The following is a 17,980-nucleotide window of genomic DNA, read 5'->3' on the forward strand; positions in this document are numbered from 1 at the left end:
GCGTCATCGAGCGCCACCGCATGTGCGAGCGGATGGGGCGACGGCATCTCTTCACGGGGCAACGACCTCGAAAGCGGGCGTAGCCTCGGAAGGTGACCGAGCAGCAGCCGTTCGACGTCGTCCAGGAGCATGACGGGTGGGAGGTGCGTCGCTATCCGGCGCACGTCGTGGCCGAGACCGTGGTGCGGGGCGTGCCGTTCGAGGATGCCGGCAATCAGGCCTTCCGCCTGCTCGCCGGCTACATCGGCGGTGAGAACGCCGCCCGCCGTTCGATCGAGATGACGGCGCCGGTGGTGCAGTCGTCGGAGAAGATCGCGATGACGGCGCCCGTGCTGCAGGAGCGCACCGGTGAGGGGCACGTCGTGGCCTTCGTGCTGCCGGCCGGGATCACCGAGGCGGAGGCGCCGATCCCCACTCGTCCCGAAGTAAGGTTGCGGACGGTGCCGGAGCAGCTGGTGGCCGCACTCCGGTTCAGCGGTCGCTGGACGCGGGAGTCGTGGGAGCGGCACCGCGACGAGCTGCTCGCCGAGGTGAGCTCCGCGGGGCTCGCGGTCCGCGGCGAACCCCGTTTCGCGCGGTTCAACCCGCCCATCACCCCGTCGTTCCTCCGCCACAACGAGGTGCAGGTCGAGGTGGAACCCGCCGCCTGATCCGGCGCCCACTCCACTGACCGGAGACGGCGCGCACACGGGCGGCCCCGTGCGCGCGCCGTCTCCTCCTCGCGCAGCAGCTGGGCTACTGCTGGATGAAGGCGAGGATGTCGGAGTTCAGGACGTCGGCCTGGGTGGTGAGCATCCCGTGCGGGAAGCCCTCGTAGATCTTGAGGGTCGAGTTGCTGAGGAGCTCGTGCTGCTTGAGCGCGGCCTGCTGGTAGGGCACGATCTGGTCGTCGTCGCCCTGGAGGACGAGGACGGGCACCGAGATCGACTCGAGATCCTCGGTCTGGTCGGTCTCCGAGAATGCCTTGATGCCCTCGTAGTGCGCGAGCGCGCTGCCCATCATGCCCTGACGCCACCAGTTGGCGACGACGGGCTCCGATACGGTCGCACCCTCGCGGTTGAAGCCGTAGAACGGGCCCGACGCGACCGCCTGGAAGAAGTCGGCCCGGTTGGCGGCCAGCGCGCTGCGGAACCCGTCGAAGACCGACATCGGCAGCCCTCCGGGGTTCGCGTCGGTTTGGAGCATGAGCGGGGGAACCGCCGCGACCAGCACTGCCTTCGCGACACGACCCTGCGGCTCACCGAACTTCGCGACATAGCGGGCCACCTGGCCGCCACCGGTCGAGTGGCCGACGTGGATCGCGTTGCGCAGGTCCAGGTGCTCCACGACCGCGGACGCGTCACTCGCGTAGTGGTCCATGTCGTGGCCGGTGCTGATCTGCGACGAACGGCCGTGACCGCGACGGTCGCTGGCGATGACGCGGTACCCCTTGCCGAGGAAGTACAGCATCTGGGCGTCCCAGTCATCCGAAGACAACGGCCACCCGTGGTGGAACATGATGGGCTGGGCGTCGCGGTCGCCCCAGTCCTTGAAGTAGATCTCCGCACCGTCGTCCGTGGTCACAAAGGACATGACCGACCTCCAGATTCCTCTTCAGCCGAGACCGTGCCCGGCCATCTTGTGTTGGATGCTGCGCCGAATCGGCGAGACATGTTGACGCGACGCTTGCGGGTCCCCGGTCCTTCCAGCGCCTCCGCGCGTCGCCAGTGGCGCCGTCGTCGGTTGCCGACGGGCACCTGATCTCTGCAGGCGACCACGATCTCCGATCGAAGGGCACGCCGCTACCCCCTTGCGGAGACTTCACGCCGACGTATCCACGAATTCAGCGAACACCCCATGACGCGAAACGGCGTCAGCAATCGGGTGTTCGAGCATGCTGCGGCGCCGCCGCAACCGGAGTACCGTCTGCACCTGCGCTGACCTGCTTGCGAACTCGACGTGAAGGACGGCACGCATGCGACTCGAGCACCTCTATCGACTGCGTTTCGTCTACCCGGAGGGCTGGAGCGTGGAACTCGAGGGTGGATGGCAGCAGCATTTCTACCTCGCCGAGGGCTCCTGTGAGGGCGCGATCACGGGCCGATTCCGGGCGTCGAACTCGCCGTTGCGGCGAACCGACGAGGGCCCGTTCCAGCCCGAAATGCGAGGCGTGATCGAAGCAGATGATGGGGCGACCATCATGTTCGAGAGCCGAGGGTACGGTCGCGCCCAACCGGTGGGTCGGCGGCAGATCGTGGGTACGGTTCTCCACCTCAGCGACGACGCCGGCTACCGCCGGCTGAACGACGTGGTCTGCGTCTGCGTCGGCGAGGTCCGATCCAGTGAGGACGGCTCTGCCGAGGGCCCGCACCTCGTGCTCGATGTGGCCGAACTGATCTGGGAGCCGATCGGGCCGTGATCGCCAACCCCGCGGGTTGGCTAGATGAAGCCGTCGTACGCGCGACGGACCACGCTCGAGTGGATCCAGTCGATCCAGCCCTGGTCCTCGAGGATCGCGCCACGGAACCCGGGGCGGCGGCCGTTAGCCTGATCGCATGATTCTCTTCGACGACGAGTGGATCGCCGCGGTCACCAAGGAGTGCGACCCGGTGTTCGACGCAGCCGACGTCGGTTTCGTCAGGCAGGTCGGGCACGGTCCCGACCAGCAGGCGCGCTACATCCTCTGGGAAGCCACGCCCGCGCTGTTCGCTGCGAAGTACCCCGAGAGCCGGATCATCGAAGAGTACGGCGAGAACCAGTGGCCGAAGGTGCACTGCATCGACTACTGGGTGTACCTGAACGAACCCGAGCAGGATCAGTGCCGGCTCAGCTTCGAAGGCTGGTGGGGCGAGGACGTGATCGTCATCGACCTCACCGGAAACGGCACGGCCGACGGGAAGGCGATCGCGGCGGAGTACGCGCGGATCCTGAAAGTGGCACCGGTCACTCCCCCGAACGACGAGATCACGGTCTAGCACCGCGAGCGCGCGAGGCGATCCCGGTAGGCACCGCCGCCGAGGCCGAGCCGGGTAGAGACGTGCGATCGGCGCGACGGCGTGAGCCGCCCGCGCCGCCCTACGCCGTCCACCACGGCCGCAGCGGCAGGTCGCCCACTCCCCCGCGCTCGTCGGGCTTCACCGCCAGCACCTGGTGCAGCTGGATGCCGCCGCGCTCGAACTGGAGCCGCGACCCGGCCATGTAGAGCCCCCAGACCTTCGCGGTCGGCAGGCCGACCTCGTCGACCGCTTCATCCCAGTGCTCGACGAGGTTGGCGCACCAGTCGCGCAGGGTCAGCGCGTAGTGCGGGCGCAGGTTCTCCTCGTGCAGCACCTCGAGGCCGACATCCTGCGCTTCGGTGATGATGCGCCCGGATCCCGTGAGCTCCCCGTCGGGGAAGACGTAGCGGTCGATGAAGCCGTGCGTCGAGGGTTCGGACCGATTGTCGGGGCGGGTGATGCAGTGGTTGAGCAGCAGCCCGCCGGTGCGCAGCCGCGACTGCAGGAAGCGGAAGTACTTCGCGTAGTTGCGCACCCCGATGTGCTCGAGCAGCCCGATCGACGACACGGCGTCGAACCCGGTGTCGGCGATGTCGCGGTAGTCGCCGTGGCGGACCTCGGCGAGCTCGCCCAGGCCCTCCTCGGCGATGGCGCGCTGCGCCCACGTGGCCTGCTCCTCCGACAGCGTGACGCCGACGACACGGATGCCGCGGCGCGCCGCGTAGCGCACCATGCCGCCCCAGCCGCAGCCCACGTCGAGCAGCCGGTCGCCCGGGCTCAGCCGCAGCTTCTCGAAGACGAGCCGGTACTTGTTCTCCTGGGCCTCGTCGAGGGATGCCTCGGGGCGCGGGTAGCACGCGCAGGTGTAGGTCATCGACGGCCCGAGCACCCACTCGTAGAAGGTGTTCGACACGTCGTAGTGGTGGTGGATGGCCTCGGCGTCCCGCGCCTTGCTGTGCCGGCGCCCCGTGGCGACGCGACGCCACCGGGGCGGTGCCTCCCCCGGCGGCGGCGCGATCGGCTTCAGGTGCTCGACGCCGATCGAGCGGAGGATCTGCGCGATGGCGCGCGGCGGCGGCATCCGGAACACCAGTTCGTCGGCGAGCGCCCGCAGCAGTTCGTAGGGATCGCCCGGGTGCACGCCGTGGATCTCGAGGTCGCCGGCGATGTAGGCGCGCGCGAGGCCGAGGTCGCCGCGACCGGTGGCGAGGTAGGTCGTGCCCCGCGGCGACTTCAACTCGATGCCGAGCGGGGCGTCGGGCGGTCCGGCCGAACTGCCGTCGTAGGCGGTGAACCGCAGCGGGAGCTGCCCGCCGGCGACGAGCTCGAGGATCTCGGCGAGGCTGAGCCTGCCCGAGGCATCCGGCTTCAGGGCGGCATCCGCCGGCGTGGCATCCGCCCCCGTGGCATCCGCCGTCGCCGACCCGGGCCCGCGCTCCTTGAACGTCGTCATCGTCGTTGCACCGCCTTCGCGTAGAGGTCGAGGAACCGCGAGTCGGAGTTCCGCCAGCGAGGCGGGCTCGTGTGTCGGCGGCCCCGGTCGGAGGAGCCTGCACCTCACGCTAGACCGCAGGGCCCGTCGTCCGCATAGATTCCTCCCCCACGTGCGATCGCCCGGACGCCGGACGCCCGAACGCCCGGAGCGTCAGGTGCGCGTCATCAGGTACGTCACCGTTCCGGGCGGCCAGGTCCTCGGGTCGAATCGACGCTCGACGGTCGCGATGCGGAAATGGTCGCCGAAGAGCTCGGCGACCTCGCCGTCGGCGAAGGGTCGATCGAAGAACGGGATCAATCGCTCCCACCAGCGGATCGGGTACTCGAAGCCCCAGAGCAGGTAGCGAGTGCCGGGCCTGGTCAGCGGCAGGATGCTGCGAAGGTAGCGTCGGCGGTCCCGCGCCCGCAGGTCGTCGAGGACGCCGTAGTCGAGCAGGAAGTCGAACGGTCCCTGGGCGCGGCGCAGGTCGGTGAGGTCGTCGATGAGGAAGTCCACGGCCACGCCGGCGGCCTCGGCCGCTCGGGTGGCCTTCGCGATGCCGCTGGGGGCGAAGTCGACCCCGGTGACGTCGAACCCGCGCTGGGCCAGGAAGATCGCGTTGGCGCCGGTTCCGCACCCCAGGTCGAGCGCACGCCCCGGCGGGATGACCCCGCGCTCGACGAGGTCGACCAGTTCCGCGCGCGCTCCGACTTCCCACGGCGCCCGGAAGAACCGGTACACGACCTCGTAGAACCACCTCACCGGGTCACCCCCGCCTCGGCCCAGAACTCGAGAGCCAGTCCGGCCGCGGTGTCCGGTGCCTCGAGCGGGACGAGGTAGGCGGATGCCGGCACGATCGCGAGTCGCCCGCGCGGCAGCATCCGCACCGCAGCCTCGGCCTGCTCGGCGGTGAACCCCTGGTGATCGGAGCCGGTGACGATGAGCACCGGGCTCGCAATATTCGCGAGGCGGTCGCTCAGATCGGGGCGGCGCAGCGAGATCGACACGACGGCGTTGCCCAACATGCGGCGGTCCGCGCGGCGCAGGCAGTCGTGCACGAGTTCCACCGCATGAGGATCGTGATCGATGGTGTGCGGCGACAGCAGGGCGTCAGTGACGCCGTCGATGATCGTCGTCGTCGGGCCGAGCAGCCGGTAGACGCCGAGGAGCAGCCGCGTGGTTCGCTTCTCCTCCCGGTTCAGCGCGGCGATGGGCGAGCCGAAGGCGATGACGCTCCGGCAACGGTGCGGGTGCTCGGCCGCGAAGTGGATGCCGACGTGGCCGCCCCACGCGTTGCCGATCCAGTCGATCGGTTCCCGAATGCCGAGCTCGTCCAGGATCTCCACGGCGGCGTCGGCGCAGTGGCGTAGGTCATACCGTCGCCCGGGGTCGGTGCTGGCGCCGTGGCCGGGCCCAGTGACGACGACCAGCCGACGAGCGCCATCGAGGTGCGGAAGCATTGGCGACCATGACCGCTCGTCGACGAAGAGGCTGTGCCAGAGCAGAGCGGTCGGCCCCTGCTCCCCCGACGTCGTGACATGCAGCGCGCCGACGCGCGTCCGGATCGTCCGCTCGGTCATCCCTGGACGCCCCCTTCGGCGGAGTGGCCGGACGCTGCGCCCCGGAGCGCGATGACGGCGACGACGACGAGGGGGATCTGCCCGATGGCGTAGACGACGTGCATCAGGTAGTGCTCGACGGTCTGCTCGGGGGCGAACGGGAGCACGGCGAGCGGGAGCACGGTGACCAGCCCGCCCACGACGAGATTGAGTAGCGCCCACGCCAGGACGACGGACCAGGCGATCCGCGAGGCGGGCCATCGCCAGCACAGGGCGAGCAGCGCCACGTCGACCGCCAGCGGCCCGGTGTTCTCGAGGTCGAGGAGCGTGATCGGGAGTTCCGCCTGGTTGTGGATCACCATCGCGACCCACGACGCCGCGAGCGCCGCCGCGAGCACCGCGACCCGTCGTCGTCCGACGCCCCGCTCGCCGGTCGTCGCCGAATTGATTCGAAGCTGGTGGGTGGACATGTGCCGCCCCTTCCGCGATTCCCACCGCGCACATTACGCCGAATGGTATATTCAGTCAATAGACCATTCACTGAATACACCGCGAGAACGAACGGGCGGAACGGAGTCGGATGGCGACGCGACGGTACTCGATGACGGTCCGCGCCGAACGGGCGGCACAGACCCGGGAGCGGATCCTCGACGCGGCCCTCGGCTGCTACCGCGAGAACGGGATCTCCGCGACGAGCCTGCAGGCGATCGCGAGACGTGCGAACGTCTCGGCCGCGACCGTGCTGAACCACTTCGGCTCGGCCGACGCGCTCGCACGTCTCGTGATCGAACGCCTCGCCGCCGAGCTCGCGCTGCCCGACGATCGGGAGTGGCCGGAAGCCGGCCCGCGGGATCGCATCCGCCGCTTCACGCGTGAGATGTTCGAGTTCTACGAGCGCAGCCGGCCCTGGTTCGAGATCTTCCGCGCGGAGATGGACGTCGATCCGGCGCTCGTCGCGGGCCAGGCCGAGTACTGGACGGAACTGGGCGACCTCTCGAACCGCGTGTTCGGTGAGGCACTCGCCCGACCGCGTATGCGCGCCGCCCTGGCCGGCCTCACGAACCCCGGCACCTTCACCAACCTCCGGGACTCCGGCCTGTCGGTCGCCGACGCCGCGGAGATCGTCGCCGACACCCTGATCCGCCTCAGCGAGGAGCACCCTGAGCGGTGACGGGCCGCGCGGCGCCGTGGCTGTCGCACGCCCAAGCGGCATCCGCCGTCGTCGCATCCGCCGTCGTCGCCGCCCCGGGCCCGCGCTCCTTGAACGTCGTCATCGTCGTTGCACCGCCTTCGCGTAGAGGTCGAGGAGCCGTGAGTCGGGGTCGTACCGCCGCTTCGCGGCGCGGTAGGCATCGCCGCCGTAGAGCGCGTCGAACTCGTCGCGCGGGTAGAAGGCGTCGGAGTACAGCGACTTGTGCCCGTCGAGCTCGCTGACCTTCTGCTCGATCAGCCGGTTCGTCGCGCCCTCGGTCGCGCCGACCGGCACGGTCGACCAGAAGCCGACGTTCACGTAGGTGCGGTGCGGCTCGAGCGGGTACAGCGGCCAGTCGGTGTCGTCGCGCGGTAGCAGCGGGCACAGCCAGATCGGCTCGATCGGCACCTCGGCGAGGAACCAGTCGAGGAACTCCGCGGTCCGCTCGATCGGGATCTCGACGTCCTGGATCACGCGCTCGCGCGGCGTCCGGCCGCGGAACCGCTCGACACGGTTTCCGATGTCGTACCGCCGTTCGAGCCTCATGAGCTTCGAGTACGCGCTGCTGCGCCGGTAGCGCCGCGGCCAGAGCCGGCGAACGAACGGATGCTGCGCACCGAACGCCTGCGAGCACCAGAACCAGTCGGTGTCCCACCGCCACAGGTAGTCGTGAATCGTGAGCCGGTCGTGCGTCGCGCCGTCCGCGTGCTGGATGGAGCGGTAGAAGATGCGCTGGCCGGTGTAGTCGCTGGTCGGGCCGGATGCCGCGGTCTGCACGCCCACGCAGAGGTAGCTCTCGTCGGCGCTGAAGACGACGCCGTCGAGGTAGTCGACCCGGGTGCCGTCGTCGAGGGCGCCGGTCTCGACGATGCGGTCCATCGCGCGGATGACGTCGGGGATGGCGTGGAACCGCAGGTGCGTGAGCGCGACGAACGGCTGGACGGGCTCCAGCTCGATGCGCAGGCGCACGGCGTAGCCGAGCGTGCCGTACGAGTTCGGGAACGCGTGGAACAGGTCGGCGTGCTCCGTCGGCGACGCGGTCACGACCTCTCCGGCGCCGGTGAGGATGTCGAGCTCCAGCACCGACTCGTGCGGCAGCCCGCTGCGGAACGACGTCGACTCGATCCCGAGCCCCGTCACCGCGCCGCCGAGCGTGATGGTCTTCAACTGCGGCACCACGAGGGGCGCCAACCTGTACGGCAGCGTCGCCGCGACGAGATCCTCGTACGTGCACATGCCGGCCACGTCGGCCGTCCGCGCCTCCGCGTCGACCGCGATGACCTGCGTCAGCCCCGACGTGTCCAGGCCCCGGGCCTCGACCCGGTCGCGCGACCGGAATAGGTTCGACGTCGGCTTCGCCAGCCGCACCGTCGCCGCCGAGGGCAGCGCCCGGTAGCTCGCCAGCAGGCGCTCCACGCCGTCGGCGTGAGCGGCTCGTGCGTCAATCGCGTCGGTCGCAGGAGCGGACACACCCTCACGGTAGCGCGGAGAAGCCGGTGCCCGCATGCGGCGGGTGATGCAGCAAATGGGCGAGCCTAGTCGCCACCGTCATCACCCGCCGTCGCGCGTACGGATCTCACGAGACGGTAAAGCGCGAAGCTCATCGTGAACGCTGCAATTGTGCACAGAACAGTGACGGCCACGGCATTACCAGCGATGGTTTGAACGAACGTCTGGAGCTCCGGCCCGAAGCGGGTGCTCACCACCATGACAATCGCAGTCGAGATCGTAACGCCCGATGCGAGGCTGGCATAAGCCAGCGGGCGTTCGGCTTTCGCTACGCCGAGTGCGATGTCGAGGGCGCTGTTCGGCCAAACGCAAGAAACGGCCAAAGATAGCCGGACCGCCAGCCGAAGTGTCCAACGACCCATTCGTCGCGACCAAAGCCATCGGCGCGCCCACCCGCCGAAGGCGCGGGCGAATTCGTAGTAGGCAATGTGCATCACGAACCGAAGCGGCGGGACGACGAGCCACAGCGGGCCGACGCTGAGCAGAACGGTCGTGTCCAAGGATGGTCGCAGGGCAGCGAGAATTGCAGGCATCTGCTGAACGGTCAGCGGCATGAGACCAAGACCAACATGGCCCGCGATGAAGAAGTATCCCGCCAGCGCCGCCCATACCCATCGCGTCCACGAGGCCATTAGGCCGACCGTGGCGATGCCGGTCCGACGTACCGACGCAAGACGGCCGGAAGGATTAGCGCAATCAGCCCGACACTGAATCCAATCACACTTATCCCCAGGATGTGGGCCGAGACGATTCCGACGTAGATGATCACGTTGAGCCAGAGAAAGCGCTCGTTCCCGCGAGAGTTGGGGACCGACCTCCCGCGAACTAGCTTGGCCAGGTCGTTTGAGGAAAGTGCAGCGCAGCCGGCGATCAGCGCCACGCCGACGATGATCCCAATGGAGCTATCAGCTTTCCAATCGAGTTGTCCGAGTATCAAGGAGAGATAGAAGATAACCTGAAGTCCAATCGCGAATGCCGCGAACTGAGGCGTCAACACCATCCGCCCCGAAGCGTCAACACGACTCCCAGTCTCTTTTGCAATCGTGCGGAACCGCGTTGCGCTATCGAAGGTGAGATCTTTCAGGTTTCCGCAGAGATTCATCTGAAGCGCCAGAGCAGCGAGAGCAAGACAGACGGCCCAGGGAACCCCAAGCCGCGCGCCCAGTGGGACCACGAACGATGCAACGAGGAGAGTGAGCGGGAATATGCACGCATATGCGAAGTCCATCAACCAGGGGTTGGTGCGTTTCTGAAACCACGACACTCCTATCGTCATCCCGATCAGGAGCGAAACGTATATGGCGCCGGGCGAATAAATGGATAGAGCGAATCCTATTGCAGCGACTGAGGCAATAGCGACGGAAGCCCAAGCGCGTAGTGGAGTAGTCTGCAAACTGACCAAAGGACTGTAGCGCCGACGCGGATCGCACGCGTCAACATCCCGATCCGAAAGGTTGTTAACCGCGAACGCGACGTGATTCACCGTCAACCCGATGAAGCCCGCGGCCACATACTCGATGAGGCTCGGGTCGCGGACCAAGAGCGTAACACCGCTAAGACCGAGGTAGATGCCGAAGCCGCTCGCATGAAAGCGACCGACATCCATCAAGGCAATGGCCTCACGCGTCAGGCTTTGACCGTCGACCACGGACGCTCCATCTCGAAGTAGCGCTCTGTTCGCGACCTACCAATGAATCCCAGCGCTTCGTACGCCCTAATCAACCTGGGTTCGTCTACGGCTACATGAAGGTACAGCGAGCATTGACGAGCATCCTGAAGCTCGCCAATGAGTGCGCGTAGCCCGTGGGGACTGCTGTTCGACCGAACTCTCCCGCTCGCAGCGAGTCCGATGAGGCGCACGGGCCGCCCGCCATGAAACTGACTCTCGAGGCGACCAAGGCCAGCGAGAGCGAGCAGGGTTCGAATGCCCACCGCCATCGCGACAGCCATACGCGGATGTCGATCTGGCCAGGGAGCGAGACCGAGCACGACGTCTCGGTCGCGGCTGATCACATGCGGGACAGATAGAGACGTTACGACGTCCCTGAGCCGCTGCTGTGTCGAGTGGGCTGCGCGAACACGGGCCAGGGTATAAAGATCGCGCACCACTACCCACCTGTACTCAGGCGTCAACATCGGCTACCTCGGGATCGTCGCAACATTTCGAGCCCAAGCAAGTGCCCAGGCTGCAATGACGTCGGCGTCGAGATCGGCGAGGGCACTCGCCGCACCATCGGCCTCGCGCTCAGCGAGTTCAAGCGCGTTCTTCAGCAAGCCGGTTGCGCTCAGAGCGGAATAGGTCATCCCTGCCGGCCATTCCTCGATGCCTGGATAGGCGGATGCAAGAGATTTCGCTGGCCAGGTTGGGTTGCTGTCGCGGAGGTCCGTTCCGATGTCCTGAAGATCATCGACGAGCTGCAGAGCTGTACAGAGACGAAGGATTCCTCCCACCAAGTCCCCAGCGCTATCGAATCGATTGGCCAGCTCACACATCACAGCCACGATCGATACCAACGGGGCCGCGCGGTCCCCCAAGGTAAGAAGGTCAGCCGGAGTGAAGGGTCGATCCGTGTCCTCGCGATGGTCGACTTCCCGTCGAACGGCGCGCGTGTACAGAGCGGCCGCCCGGCGCTGCGAGTCGACCACACGTGGGAAGGCGTCGCTGCCAACGAGTGTCAGTTGAAGCGACGCGATTTGCTCGCGGGCGAAACGAGACTTGAGAAAGGCTCTCGGCTCGAACCGACCTGCATCAATCAGGTCATCCTCGACTCGATAAACCAGGTGCGTCAGATACACCAAGTCGAAGACGGCGCTTAGCACATCAGTGTCTCTAACCCCCCAGCTCTCGAGCTGCGCAACCGGTAAGGAAAAGAATCCGCTCTCAACCCCAAGTGGTTTGGCAAGAACCGGTGGGCAATCCGCACCGCACTCCAGCGCTGCGCAAAGGCTTAGTTCAACTCGACTCTGAACCGCGGCTAACGGAAACCGCGCACCGACGCCAGCGAGCACTTCCGGGAGTTCAAGACCAACCCCAGTCACCAAGAATCTGAGCCGAGCTTCGGCGAACTGGGCGCGAGCTCTTCCGGCGCAGGCGCGTTTGTGGTGCGAAGTGTGACGTCGTCGATCGCGTCTTGTGCGGCTGTGGCGTCCTGGTGCTGCGTCGTCGTCGTGTTCATGGGTCCCCCTTTGTGTACAAGTCGACTACTCAGTGAGCACTGATACTCTCTGAGTTCTCATTCGAACGCAAGTAAATTCTTTGTTGCGTCAAGACTTCCAGGAGGCGGTCAAGGCAGCGATGAAGATCTGGAAGCCAGCCGACCTGATGCGTTACTGTATTGGAGGTGTCTGATGCCTCTCTTGCGGTGGTTATCTCGAGCGCTTTCTCGCTCGTAGCCGCCCTCGCCTGGCCGATGGTCATTCTTGTCCTGATCATGCGGTTCCGACGACCGTTGGGGACGCTCGTCCAGCCGATCGCGCAGGGCATACGCGAGCGCATCGAAGGCGGCGGTGGCGGGGAAGCAACTCTCGCGTTTGCGGGGGTTTCCTTTAGCGGGAGGATTGATGCCGCTTCCGAGTTGGTAGCCACGGCTACCACACAGCCTGGCGTCGCTGGCGGGCGGGTTACGACCGACCAGGCCCGCCAGGTGCTGAACGAAGCGATTCCCGATGACAAGGCGGCCGCTCATATCGAAGGGTCCGCCGTTCTCTGGGTCGACGACAACCCCAAGAACAACACGTTTGTCGTCGACGCGCTCCAGCAACTCGGAGTCGCGGTGACGCTGGTCCTGTCCACCCGGCAGGCCATCGAGCTTCTGGAGTTCAACTCGTTCGATGCGATCATCTCCGACATGGGCCGACAGGAACCAGATGGCTATCACGACCGCGCCGGATATGAGTTTCTCTCCGAGTTGCGGCGAGCCGACGTGGGCACTCCCTTCTTCATCTACGCAGGTTCGAATCTCCGAAGACATAAGGAAGAAGCCGCTCAGAAGGGTGCTCAGGGCTCGACTAACAGACCAGCTGAACTGATCAGTCTGGTGACGTCCGCATTGGTCACGGGCAAGCACCAGCCTTCGAGACCGAAGGGCCCGCGTTCCATCCTTAGCCAAGGTCGGGTCCAGAGTTGAGTCCCGCATAGTGGATGCTCCTAGCGGCTTGACAGCGATAGGAACATCCGAAACAAGGGACTTGAGCCGAGCGCTTCCCGAGGCACGCGCGCGCATGCTGAAACAGCACCGAGATCGAGTGGTCGTTCATCCGAAACCGACTGAGCACCAGCCGCACGCCAAGCCTGTTCTCGTTTGAGTCGGGCATAGGCCTGTGTTCACTTGAATGACTCCTCAAGCCGGCACCGACATAACAGCTCCGGCGCCCGGTAGCCGGTCCTTCAATGATCGCCCGAGCGCCGGCCCACCATCGATAGAACCCGGCCCGTCCGGAATCTCGCGATCGTCCGTCAACGAATCGACCTAGGGTGTTCCCTGAGGTCTTGATCGCACTCACAACCTACGAGGCACCGTCGCGAGGGCCCTTCGGATTAATCGTCGTCGATCTCCGGCGCGACGCCGTTCCTCACGTCGTTCACCCTTGATTCGAGATCCAGGAAGCCCTCAGCCCCTAATCGGTTCATTAACTCGTTGGCCTCACGCGCGAGTTGCGGATTGCCCGCGTCAAGCGCATGTGCAATGACATGAGGTGCGGCACGTTCCTTGAGGTCGTAGCCGGACATGAACTCATCGTCGCCGTCGTCACCGAGGAGGGCGATAAGGGCCTCGAGGGACTCTCGGGGATAGGTCCTCGCTGCAACTGCAAGGGTCTTCCCGATCATGCCGTGAGTAGAGAGTGATCCGCCGAAGATCTCCGCTGCCTCCTTGAGTCTCGGGAGCCACCACTCGTCTGGAAACTTGTGGCAACGGACGAACCAATAGAAATCCTTCAGTTCTTGCTTGTCGTCCGGTTGCTCGCGCACGTGGTCAACCCGATCGTCCCATAGGCGTGCGAGTCGATCACGGATGTCATCATCAACATGATCCGCGTGCATGAACGACCATGCGATGTGGCCAAGTGCATCACCGCGGATCTGCGGATCGGTGTCGGAGAAGAAGGCGGACGCAAGCGGGTCGTCGAGCGTCCTGTCGCCGACAATGATCGCGTCAATGACCCACTCTCCGATCCGTTGGATCGGGCTCTCGTGCTGGTCCCAGCCCACGGTCAGCGGTGCGCCGAGGTGGAGTGCCGCGAGCATGCCCGGCGAAAGCAGGACGTAAAGCTTGGCGTGATAGTGGTGGACCGTTATGGCGGTCGTCAAAGCAATTTGCTGATCCCGGGAGATGCTGTCTGCTGAGTCGCCGAACAACGCGGGTACCTGAGGCAGCATCCAATCCTCATCGACGTTAAGGAGTCTTCCGAGGCTCTCACCAATCACGGCACGCGAGGCGCCTCGGCGATCGGGCCGAGCGACTTCTCGTTCGAACTCGGCACGCGCATCGTCGTACCACGGTGCATCCTGCCCGTGCGAAAGGAGGTTAACTATGCCTCGCAATCGAATCGGCCACTGCCAGTTGATTGAGATCGTCAAAGGGTCCGTGTCGTCCTCGCGCGAATATCCATCGTATTCGTTCCAAGCGACATCATCGGACGCCTCGTTGAGGAGAAGAGCGGCGAACACAGCGAGATAGGCGGCCGGCACAGGGGAGTCATCGCGCTTCTTGACCAGTTCTTCAATCAGCTCGATGGCGGCGTTCTTTGCGCCGCGAAAGTCGGGATCATCGTCGAAGTCACCACCCTCCGCAGGAAAGTCTGACTCATTGCTGTGTGACAGGACGCCGCCGACGACTTCCGCAACCTGAGCCCAGTTGGGGTCGATACTTGCTTTAAGCGCCGCCTCCCAACCTTGGATAATGGCCCGCAGGTATGTCGGGCGAAGACGACGGACAAGGCCATCAACTCCCTCGAACGTCCGAGGGTTGGTCGTGAGCAACGCGGTCAGGCTCCGGCCCTGACCTTCATGCGAAGGTTCGGGCCCCCAGCCGTCACCGACGTCGTGCCAGCTTTCCAAGTGCGACACAAGCTCGGCCGGTTCCAGAGCTGCCATCTCGTCTTGGGTTATCGGACTGTTCGGTCCGACCCAACTCGTGACCTGACGACGCGGCGCTAGTGGGGTCTCGATTGCTCCTAGTTCGCCATCGAGATTCGCCAGCTCGACTCTCAGCTCTTCTGGTAGAGCATCGGCTCCGATGGCGGCTAACCACCGGTGCCGCCATGTTGCGACCACTTCGGCTACACGCGCATCGATTTCCTCAGGAGATTCCTCGTCGTCACGCCGGAGACGCCGACGCAGCTCATCGACTTCAATCAGCGGCCCTGCATCCAGGAAGCCCGCGAGCGATTCGAGAATGGACCGATCGTGATCGGCGATCTCTCTGGCCAGTTCTCCGTACTCAATTCGACATGACTCGTCTCGCGACCTTTCGTCAAACAAGAGAGAACGAGCGCTCGCAAGAAGCTCCTCTTCCTGCCCCACAGACAGGCCGTCTACCTTGAGTCCTTCAGCAAGGGCGAAAAGTGCAATCTTTCGGCTAAGTACCATGCCGCTCGAAATCAGCGTGTCAATGGTCGCGGCGGAATTCTCCACGACCGCCCTCGCCGCTAGGTCTCTGGTTGCTTCAATGAGGAACTGCTCCGGAGAATTGCGGGTGCCCAATCCTTCGCGAAGACGGACAGACTCACGTACGAGATACGTGGTGTCGTTTGTATCGGTGAAGTGACCGGAGTAATGTTCATAGTCCTTCAGCCACCTGGTAACCATCGGTAGGTCACTGGGCATCAGCTCCGCCACGACCCTCGCGAGCCCCGTGGTATACGAGTGCTCCCTCATGAACAACGCTGGGCGCGTCAAGTAAGATTGAGACTCGTCTTTAGATGGCATTGGCTTAAACAGCACATTCGCAAGCCAGAGACCGACGGGTCGTTGACCGTTTGTCAAGAGATTAAGGACTAGCCCGACCATCTCATCTGGATCACTACGCCAACCAAGACCGTTGGACAGCCACTTCTTGAACAGCGGCTTCAATCGAGCAGCCTGATCTGCCGGAATCTTCGATCCGATGGTGAACGCGGCCCGTTTGACCCAGGCGTTGTTGCTATGGCCAAGCTTCAAGAGCAGGTCGACAACTTGGCTTGGCTCATCGGACGACACGCGTATGAGATAGTCGATTTCCGGCCAGTAGCGGTCGTAAAAGAGCCCGTCGTCACGCTTCTCGGGTTCAGGTGGTGACTCAAAAAGCCCAAGTCTCGCCAGCGGCTCAAGCCAGAGCGGATTCTTGAGGCCTTCGAAGAAAGCACGGCGAAGTTGGGGGGTCAGGATGCGACGAACTGCTTCTCTTACTTGCGCGTCGGTAGGCGGTGTGTACTCGGTCACGCTGAGCCTCCTTCGCTGAGTGCGTTTGCTTCCGAAAGGATGTCTTTAAGAGCGTGGAGGCTCTCGAAGAACAGGCCAGACCTGGCCTCTATCACATCCTCGACGATTCTGAGGTTTGCATAGAGTTCATCGTCGCTCGGCACTTTGCGAGAACTGTCGGCCATTCGGTCGAGATGTGTCCACTTCGCAAAGAAGCGTTGAGCCTCCGTCCACTGCCGTATCGCCGGATGCCGGTCGTCGGTGCCATTGGTGACGACGACGCTCGCTAGTTTGCGGTTTCGTCCTTGTTCCTGTGCGACAGCAGAGATCAGATCGCTCAACGTCTTGGCGGCGGACCGCGGGACGGGTACGAGATCCTGCTCCACGCTGAGGTCCACCGTCTTGAGGAGTTCTGGAAGCTTGTTCTTCAACGAGTCGGAGCTCGGATCGGGGCGCGGAATATCGATCTCAGACATAACCGACGGGACGCCGTTCATCAGCTCACGCACGCAATGGCAGATCACGGAGACGCGCGCGATCTCGCAGCCAGGCGATGGCGAGACGGCCAGCAACCCGATTACCGTTCTATACATACCGCTGAGCTTCTCGCTCTGGCCACGAAGGGCCTCAAATACACGAGTCTGACGCTCGTCTAGCTCGGATGCGGTAGGCACTAGTGTTGGTCCCCCTCAAACGCGTGACGCTGAGGTATCAAGGTCGCTCGCTCCACCGCTTGCCGGTGGCCGGACGGGCCAAGCACGTCGATCCGGATCAACTAGTTTGAAGCGGGTGCCTTCAATACGTCTCCGAGTCAACTTTCGCGGCATCTCGCAGCGGCTCAGAAGTCCCAGTCCTCGTCCTCCGTGTTGACCGCCTTGCCGATCACGTACGACGAGCCCGACCCCGAGAAGAAGTCGTGGTTCTCGTCGGCGTTCGGCGAGAGCGAGGCGAGGATCGCCGGGTTCACGTCGGTGACCGAGGAGGGGAACATCGACTCGTAGCCGAGGTTCATGAGGGCCTTGTTGGCGTTGTAGTGCAGGAACTTCTTGACGTCTTCGGTGAGGCCGAGACCGTCGTAGAGGCTCTGCGTGTACTGCACCTCGTTGTCGTAGAGCTCGTAGAGCAGCGAGAACGTGTAGTCCTTGATCTCGTCGCGCTTGGCCTGGTCGACGAGCTCGAGTCCGCGCTGGAACTTGTAGCCGATGTAGTAGCCGTGCACGGCCTCGTCGCGGATGATGAGGCGGATCAGGTCGGCCGTGTTGGTGAGCTTCGCGCGCGACGACCAGTGCATCGGCAGGTAGAAGCCCGAGTAGAAGAGGAAGGACTCGAGCAGCGTCGAGGCGACCTTGCGCTTCAGGGGCTCGTCACCGCGGTAGTACTCCATCACGATGGAGGCCTTCTTCTGCAGGTGCTCGTTCTCGACCGACCAGCGGAACGCCTCGTCGATGTCCTTCGTCGAGCACAGCGTCGAGAAGATCGACGAGTAGCTCTTCGCGTGCACCGACTCCATGAACGCGATGTTCGTGTACACCGCCTCCTCGTGCGGGGTCAGCGAGTCGGGAATGAGCGAGACCGCGCCGACCGTGCCCTGGATGGTGTCGAGCAGCGTGAGGCCCGTGAACACCCGCATCGTCGTCTGCTGCTCGTCGGGCGTCAGCTGGTTCCACGACTGGACGTCGTTCGACAGCGGCACCTTCTCGGGCAGCCAGAAGTTGTTGACCAGGCGGTTCCAGACCTCGAGGTCCTTGTCGTCCTGGATGCGGTTCCAGTTGATCGCGTTGACATGGCTGACCAGCTTGACCGGCGCAGCGTGGGCCGGGTCGTTGGTGGCCGAGTTCACCGGGTCGGTGAGAGTCATCCGTTCATTCCTCT

At 64.8% G+C, this 17,980-nt stretch carries 18 protein-coding genes; 5 read left to right on the forward strand and 13 right to left on the reverse strand.

Going from position 1 to position 17,980, the window contains the following annotated elements; genetic code table 11:
* Positions 1 to 92: 92 nt before the first annotated feature.
* Positions 93 to 650 carry an SOUL family heme-binding protein gene (locus ACSJD1_RS06650; RefSeq protein WP_438854525.1) on the forward strand — a complete coding sequence of 186 codons (558 nt, stop codon included), beginning with the start codon at positions 93 to 95 and terminating at the stop codon, positions 648 to 650.
* 85 nt (positions 651 to 735) lie between these two features.
* Here the strand turns inward: ACSJD1_RS06650 and ACSJD1_RS06655 are convergent, their stop codons facing one another.
* Positions 736 to 1,572, reverse strand: coding sequence for an alpha/beta fold hydrolase (locus ACSJD1_RS06655; protein ID WP_438854526.1), 837 nt, complete (start codon positions 1,570 to 1,572; stop codon positions 736 to 738).
* Between the two features lie 382 nt (positions 1,573 to 1,954).
* Here ACSJD1_RS06655 and ACSJD1_RS06660 point away from each other — a divergent pair, with 382 nt between their 5' ends.
* A complete protein-coding gene (locus ACSJD1_RS06660; protein ID WP_438854527.1) occupies positions 1,955 to 2,398 on the forward strand; it encodes a hypothetical protein in 444 nt (147 codons plus the stop codon).
* Between the two features lie 136 nt (positions 2,399 to 2,534).
* Positions 2,535 to 2,954 (forward strand): hypothetical protein, encoded by a 420-nt coding sequence (locus ACSJD1_RS06665; RefSeq protein WP_438854528.1) that lies wholly within the window; start codon positions 2,535 to 2,537, stop codon positions 2,952 to 2,954.
* 100 nt (positions 2,955 to 3,054) lie between these two features.
* On the opposite strand, the gene ACSJD1_RS06670 is transcribed toward ACSJD1_RS06665, so the two are convergent.
* The 4 genes from ACSJD1_RS06670 to ACSJD1_RS06685 form a co-directional block, all read right to left on the reverse strand.
* Positions 3,055 to 4,428: a class I SAM-dependent methyltransferase gene (locus tag ACSJD1_RS06670; RefSeq protein WP_438854529.1), complete on the reverse strand. Its 1,374-nt coding sequence runs from the start codon at positions 4,426 to 4,428 to the stop codon at positions 3,055 to 3,057.
* A 192-nt stretch (positions 4,429 to 4,620) separates the two neighbouring features.
* Positions 4,621 to 5,211, reverse strand: a complete 591-nt coding sequence (locus ACSJD1_RS06675; protein ID WP_438854530.1) for a class I SAM-dependent methyltransferase — start codon at positions 5,209 to 5,211, stop codon at positions 4,621 to 4,623.
* Complete coding sequence (locus ACSJD1_RS06680; RefSeq protein ID WP_438854531.1) at positions 5,208 to 6,029, reverse strand: alpha/beta fold hydrolase; 822 nt, start codon at positions 6,027 to 6,029, stop codon at positions 5,208 to 5,210. Before ACSJD1_RS06680 ends, ACSJD1_RS06675 begins: the two co-directional genes overlap by 4 nt.
* Entirely contained in the window at positions 6,026 to 6,478 is a 453-nt protein-coding gene (locus tag ACSJD1_RS06685) for a hypothetical protein (protein ID WP_438854532.1), read from the reverse strand. Before ACSJD1_RS06685 ends, ACSJD1_RS06680 begins: the two co-directional genes overlap by 4 nt.
* Positions 6,479 to 6,588: 110 nt before the next feature.
* On the opposite strand from ACSJD1_RS06685, the gene ACSJD1_RS06690 reads away from it, so the two are divergent.
* The gene (locus ACSJD1_RS06690) at positions 6,589 to 7,179 is read left to right on the forward strand and encodes a TetR/AcrR family transcriptional regulator (RefSeq protein WP_438854533.1); all 591 of its coding nucleotides are present in this window, start codon (positions 6,589 to 6,591) and stop codon (positions 7,177 to 7,179) included.
* A gap of 99 nt (positions 7,180 to 7,278) precedes the next feature.
* On the opposite strand, the gene ACSJD1_RS06695 is transcribed toward ACSJD1_RS06690, so the two are convergent.
* The 5 genes from ACSJD1_RS06695 to ACSJD1_RS06715 all read right to left on the reverse strand — a co-directional run bounded on the left by ACSJD1_RS06695 (position 7,279) and on the right by ACSJD1_RS06715 (position 11,885).
* Entirely contained in the window at positions 7,279 to 8,670 is a 1,392-nt protein-coding gene (locus ACSJD1_RS06695) for an FAD-binding oxidoreductase (protein ID WP_438854534.1), read from the reverse strand.
* A 65-nt stretch (positions 8,671 to 8,735) separates the two neighbouring features.
* Positions 8,736 to 9,341 (reverse strand): hypothetical protein, encoded by a 606-nt coding sequence (locus tag ACSJD1_RS06700; RefSeq protein ID WP_438854535.1) that lies wholly within the window; start codon positions 9,339 to 9,341, stop codon positions 8,736 to 8,738.
* Positions 9,341 to 10,357 carry a UbiA family prenyltransferase gene (locus ACSJD1_RS06705; RefSeq protein WP_438854536.1) on the reverse strand — a complete coding sequence of 339 codons (1,017 nt, stop codon included), beginning with the start codon at positions 10,355 to 10,357 and terminating at the stop codon, positions 9,341 to 9,343. The genes ACSJD1_RS06700 and ACSJD1_RS06705 overlap by 1 nt, the downstream gene beginning before the upstream one ends.
* 491 nt (positions 10,358 to 10,848) lie before the next feature.
* A complete protein-coding gene (locus ACSJD1_RS06710; RefSeq protein WP_438854537.1) occupies positions 10,849 to 11,529 on the reverse strand; it encodes a squalene/phytoene synthase family protein in 681 nt (226 codons plus the stop codon).
* 215 nt (positions 11,530 to 11,744) lie between these two features.
* A complete protein-coding gene (locus ACSJD1_RS06715; RefSeq protein WP_438854538.1) occupies positions 11,745 to 11,885 on the reverse strand; it encodes a hypothetical protein in 141 nt (46 codons plus the stop codon).
* Between the two features lie 165 nt (positions 11,886 to 12,050).
* Between ACSJD1_RS06715 and ACSJD1_RS06720 the strand changes: the two genes are divergently transcribed.
* On the forward strand, positions 12,051 to 12,836 hold the full coding sequence (locus ACSJD1_RS06720; RefSeq protein ID WP_438854539.1) for a response regulator: 786 nt from the start codon (positions 12,051 to 12,053) through the stop codon (positions 12,834 to 12,836).
* A gap of 410 nt (positions 12,837 to 13,246) precedes the next feature.
* Here the strand turns inward: ACSJD1_RS06720 and ACSJD1_RS06725 are convergent, their stop codons facing one another.
* The 3 genes from ACSJD1_RS06725 to nrdF form a co-directional block, all read right to left on the reverse strand.
* Positions 13,247 to 16,129, reverse strand: coding sequence for a hypothetical protein (locus ACSJD1_RS06725; protein WP_438854540.1), 2,883 nt, complete (start codon positions 16,127 to 16,129; stop codon positions 13,247 to 13,249).
* Positions 16,126 to 16,680 (reverse strand): hypothetical protein, encoded by a 555-nt coding sequence (locus ACSJD1_RS06730; RefSeq protein WP_438854541.1) that lies wholly within the window; start codon positions 16,678 to 16,680, stop codon positions 16,126 to 16,128. The genes ACSJD1_RS06725 and ACSJD1_RS06730 overlap by 4 nt, the downstream gene beginning before the upstream one ends.
* 266 nt (positions 16,681 to 16,946) lie before the next feature.
* Complete coding sequence (gene nrdF / locus ACSJD1_RS06735; RefSeq protein ID WP_353827785.1) at positions 16,947 to 17,966, reverse strand: class 1b ribonucleoside-diphosphate reductase subunit beta; 1,020 nt, start codon at positions 17,964 to 17,966, stop codon at positions 16,947 to 16,949.
* Positions 17,967 to 17,980: the final 14 nt, after the last annotated feature.

The organism is Agromyces excoecariae (assembly GCF_051715505.1).
In the GTDB taxonomy this organism is placed as follows: Bacteria; Actinomycetota; Actinomycetes; order Actinomycetales; family Microbacteriaceae; genus Agromyces.

Bases quoted from the DNA above. Each gene is read 5' to 3' on its own strand.
- ACSJD1_RS06655 (WP_438854526.1), bottom strand. From the start codon at position 1,572: ATGTCCTTTGTGACCACGGACGACGGTGCGGAGATCTACTTCAAGGAC.
- ACSJD1_RS06660 (WP_438854527.1), top strand. From the start codon at position 1,955: ATGCGACTCGAGCACCTCTATCGACTGCGTTTCGTCTACCCGGAGGGC.
- ACSJD1_RS06665 (WP_438854528.1), top strand. From the start codon at position 2,535: ATGATTCTCTTCGACGACGAGTGGATCGCCGCGGTCACCAAGGAGTGC.
- ACSJD1_RS06670 (WP_438854529.1), bottom strand. From the start codon at position 4,428: ATGACGACGTTCAAGGAGCGCGGGCCCGGGTCGGCGACGGCGGATGCC.
- ACSJD1_RS06680 (WP_438854531.1), bottom strand. From the start codon at position 6,029: ATGACCGAGCGGACGATCCGGACGCGCGTCGGCGCGCTGCATGTCACG.
- ACSJD1_RS06685 (WP_438854532.1), bottom strand. From the start codon at position 6,478: ATGTCCACCCACCAGCTTCGAATCAATTCGGCGACGACCGGCGAGCGG.
- ACSJD1_RS06690 (WP_438854533.1), top strand. From the start codon at position 6,589: ATGGCGACGCGACGGTACTCGATGACGGTCCGCGCCGAACGGGCGGCA.
- ACSJD1_RS06700 (WP_438854535.1), bottom strand. From the start codon at position 9,341: ATGGCCTCGTGGACGCGATGGGTATGGGCGGCGCTGGCGGGATACTTC.
- ACSJD1_RS06715 (WP_438854538.1), bottom strand. From the start codon at position 11,885: ATGAACACGACGACGACGCAGCACCAGGACGCCACAGCCGCACAAGAC.
- nrdF (WP_353827785.1), bottom strand. From the start codon at position 17,966: ATGACTCTCACCGACCCGGTGAACTCGGCCACCAACGACCCGGCCCAC.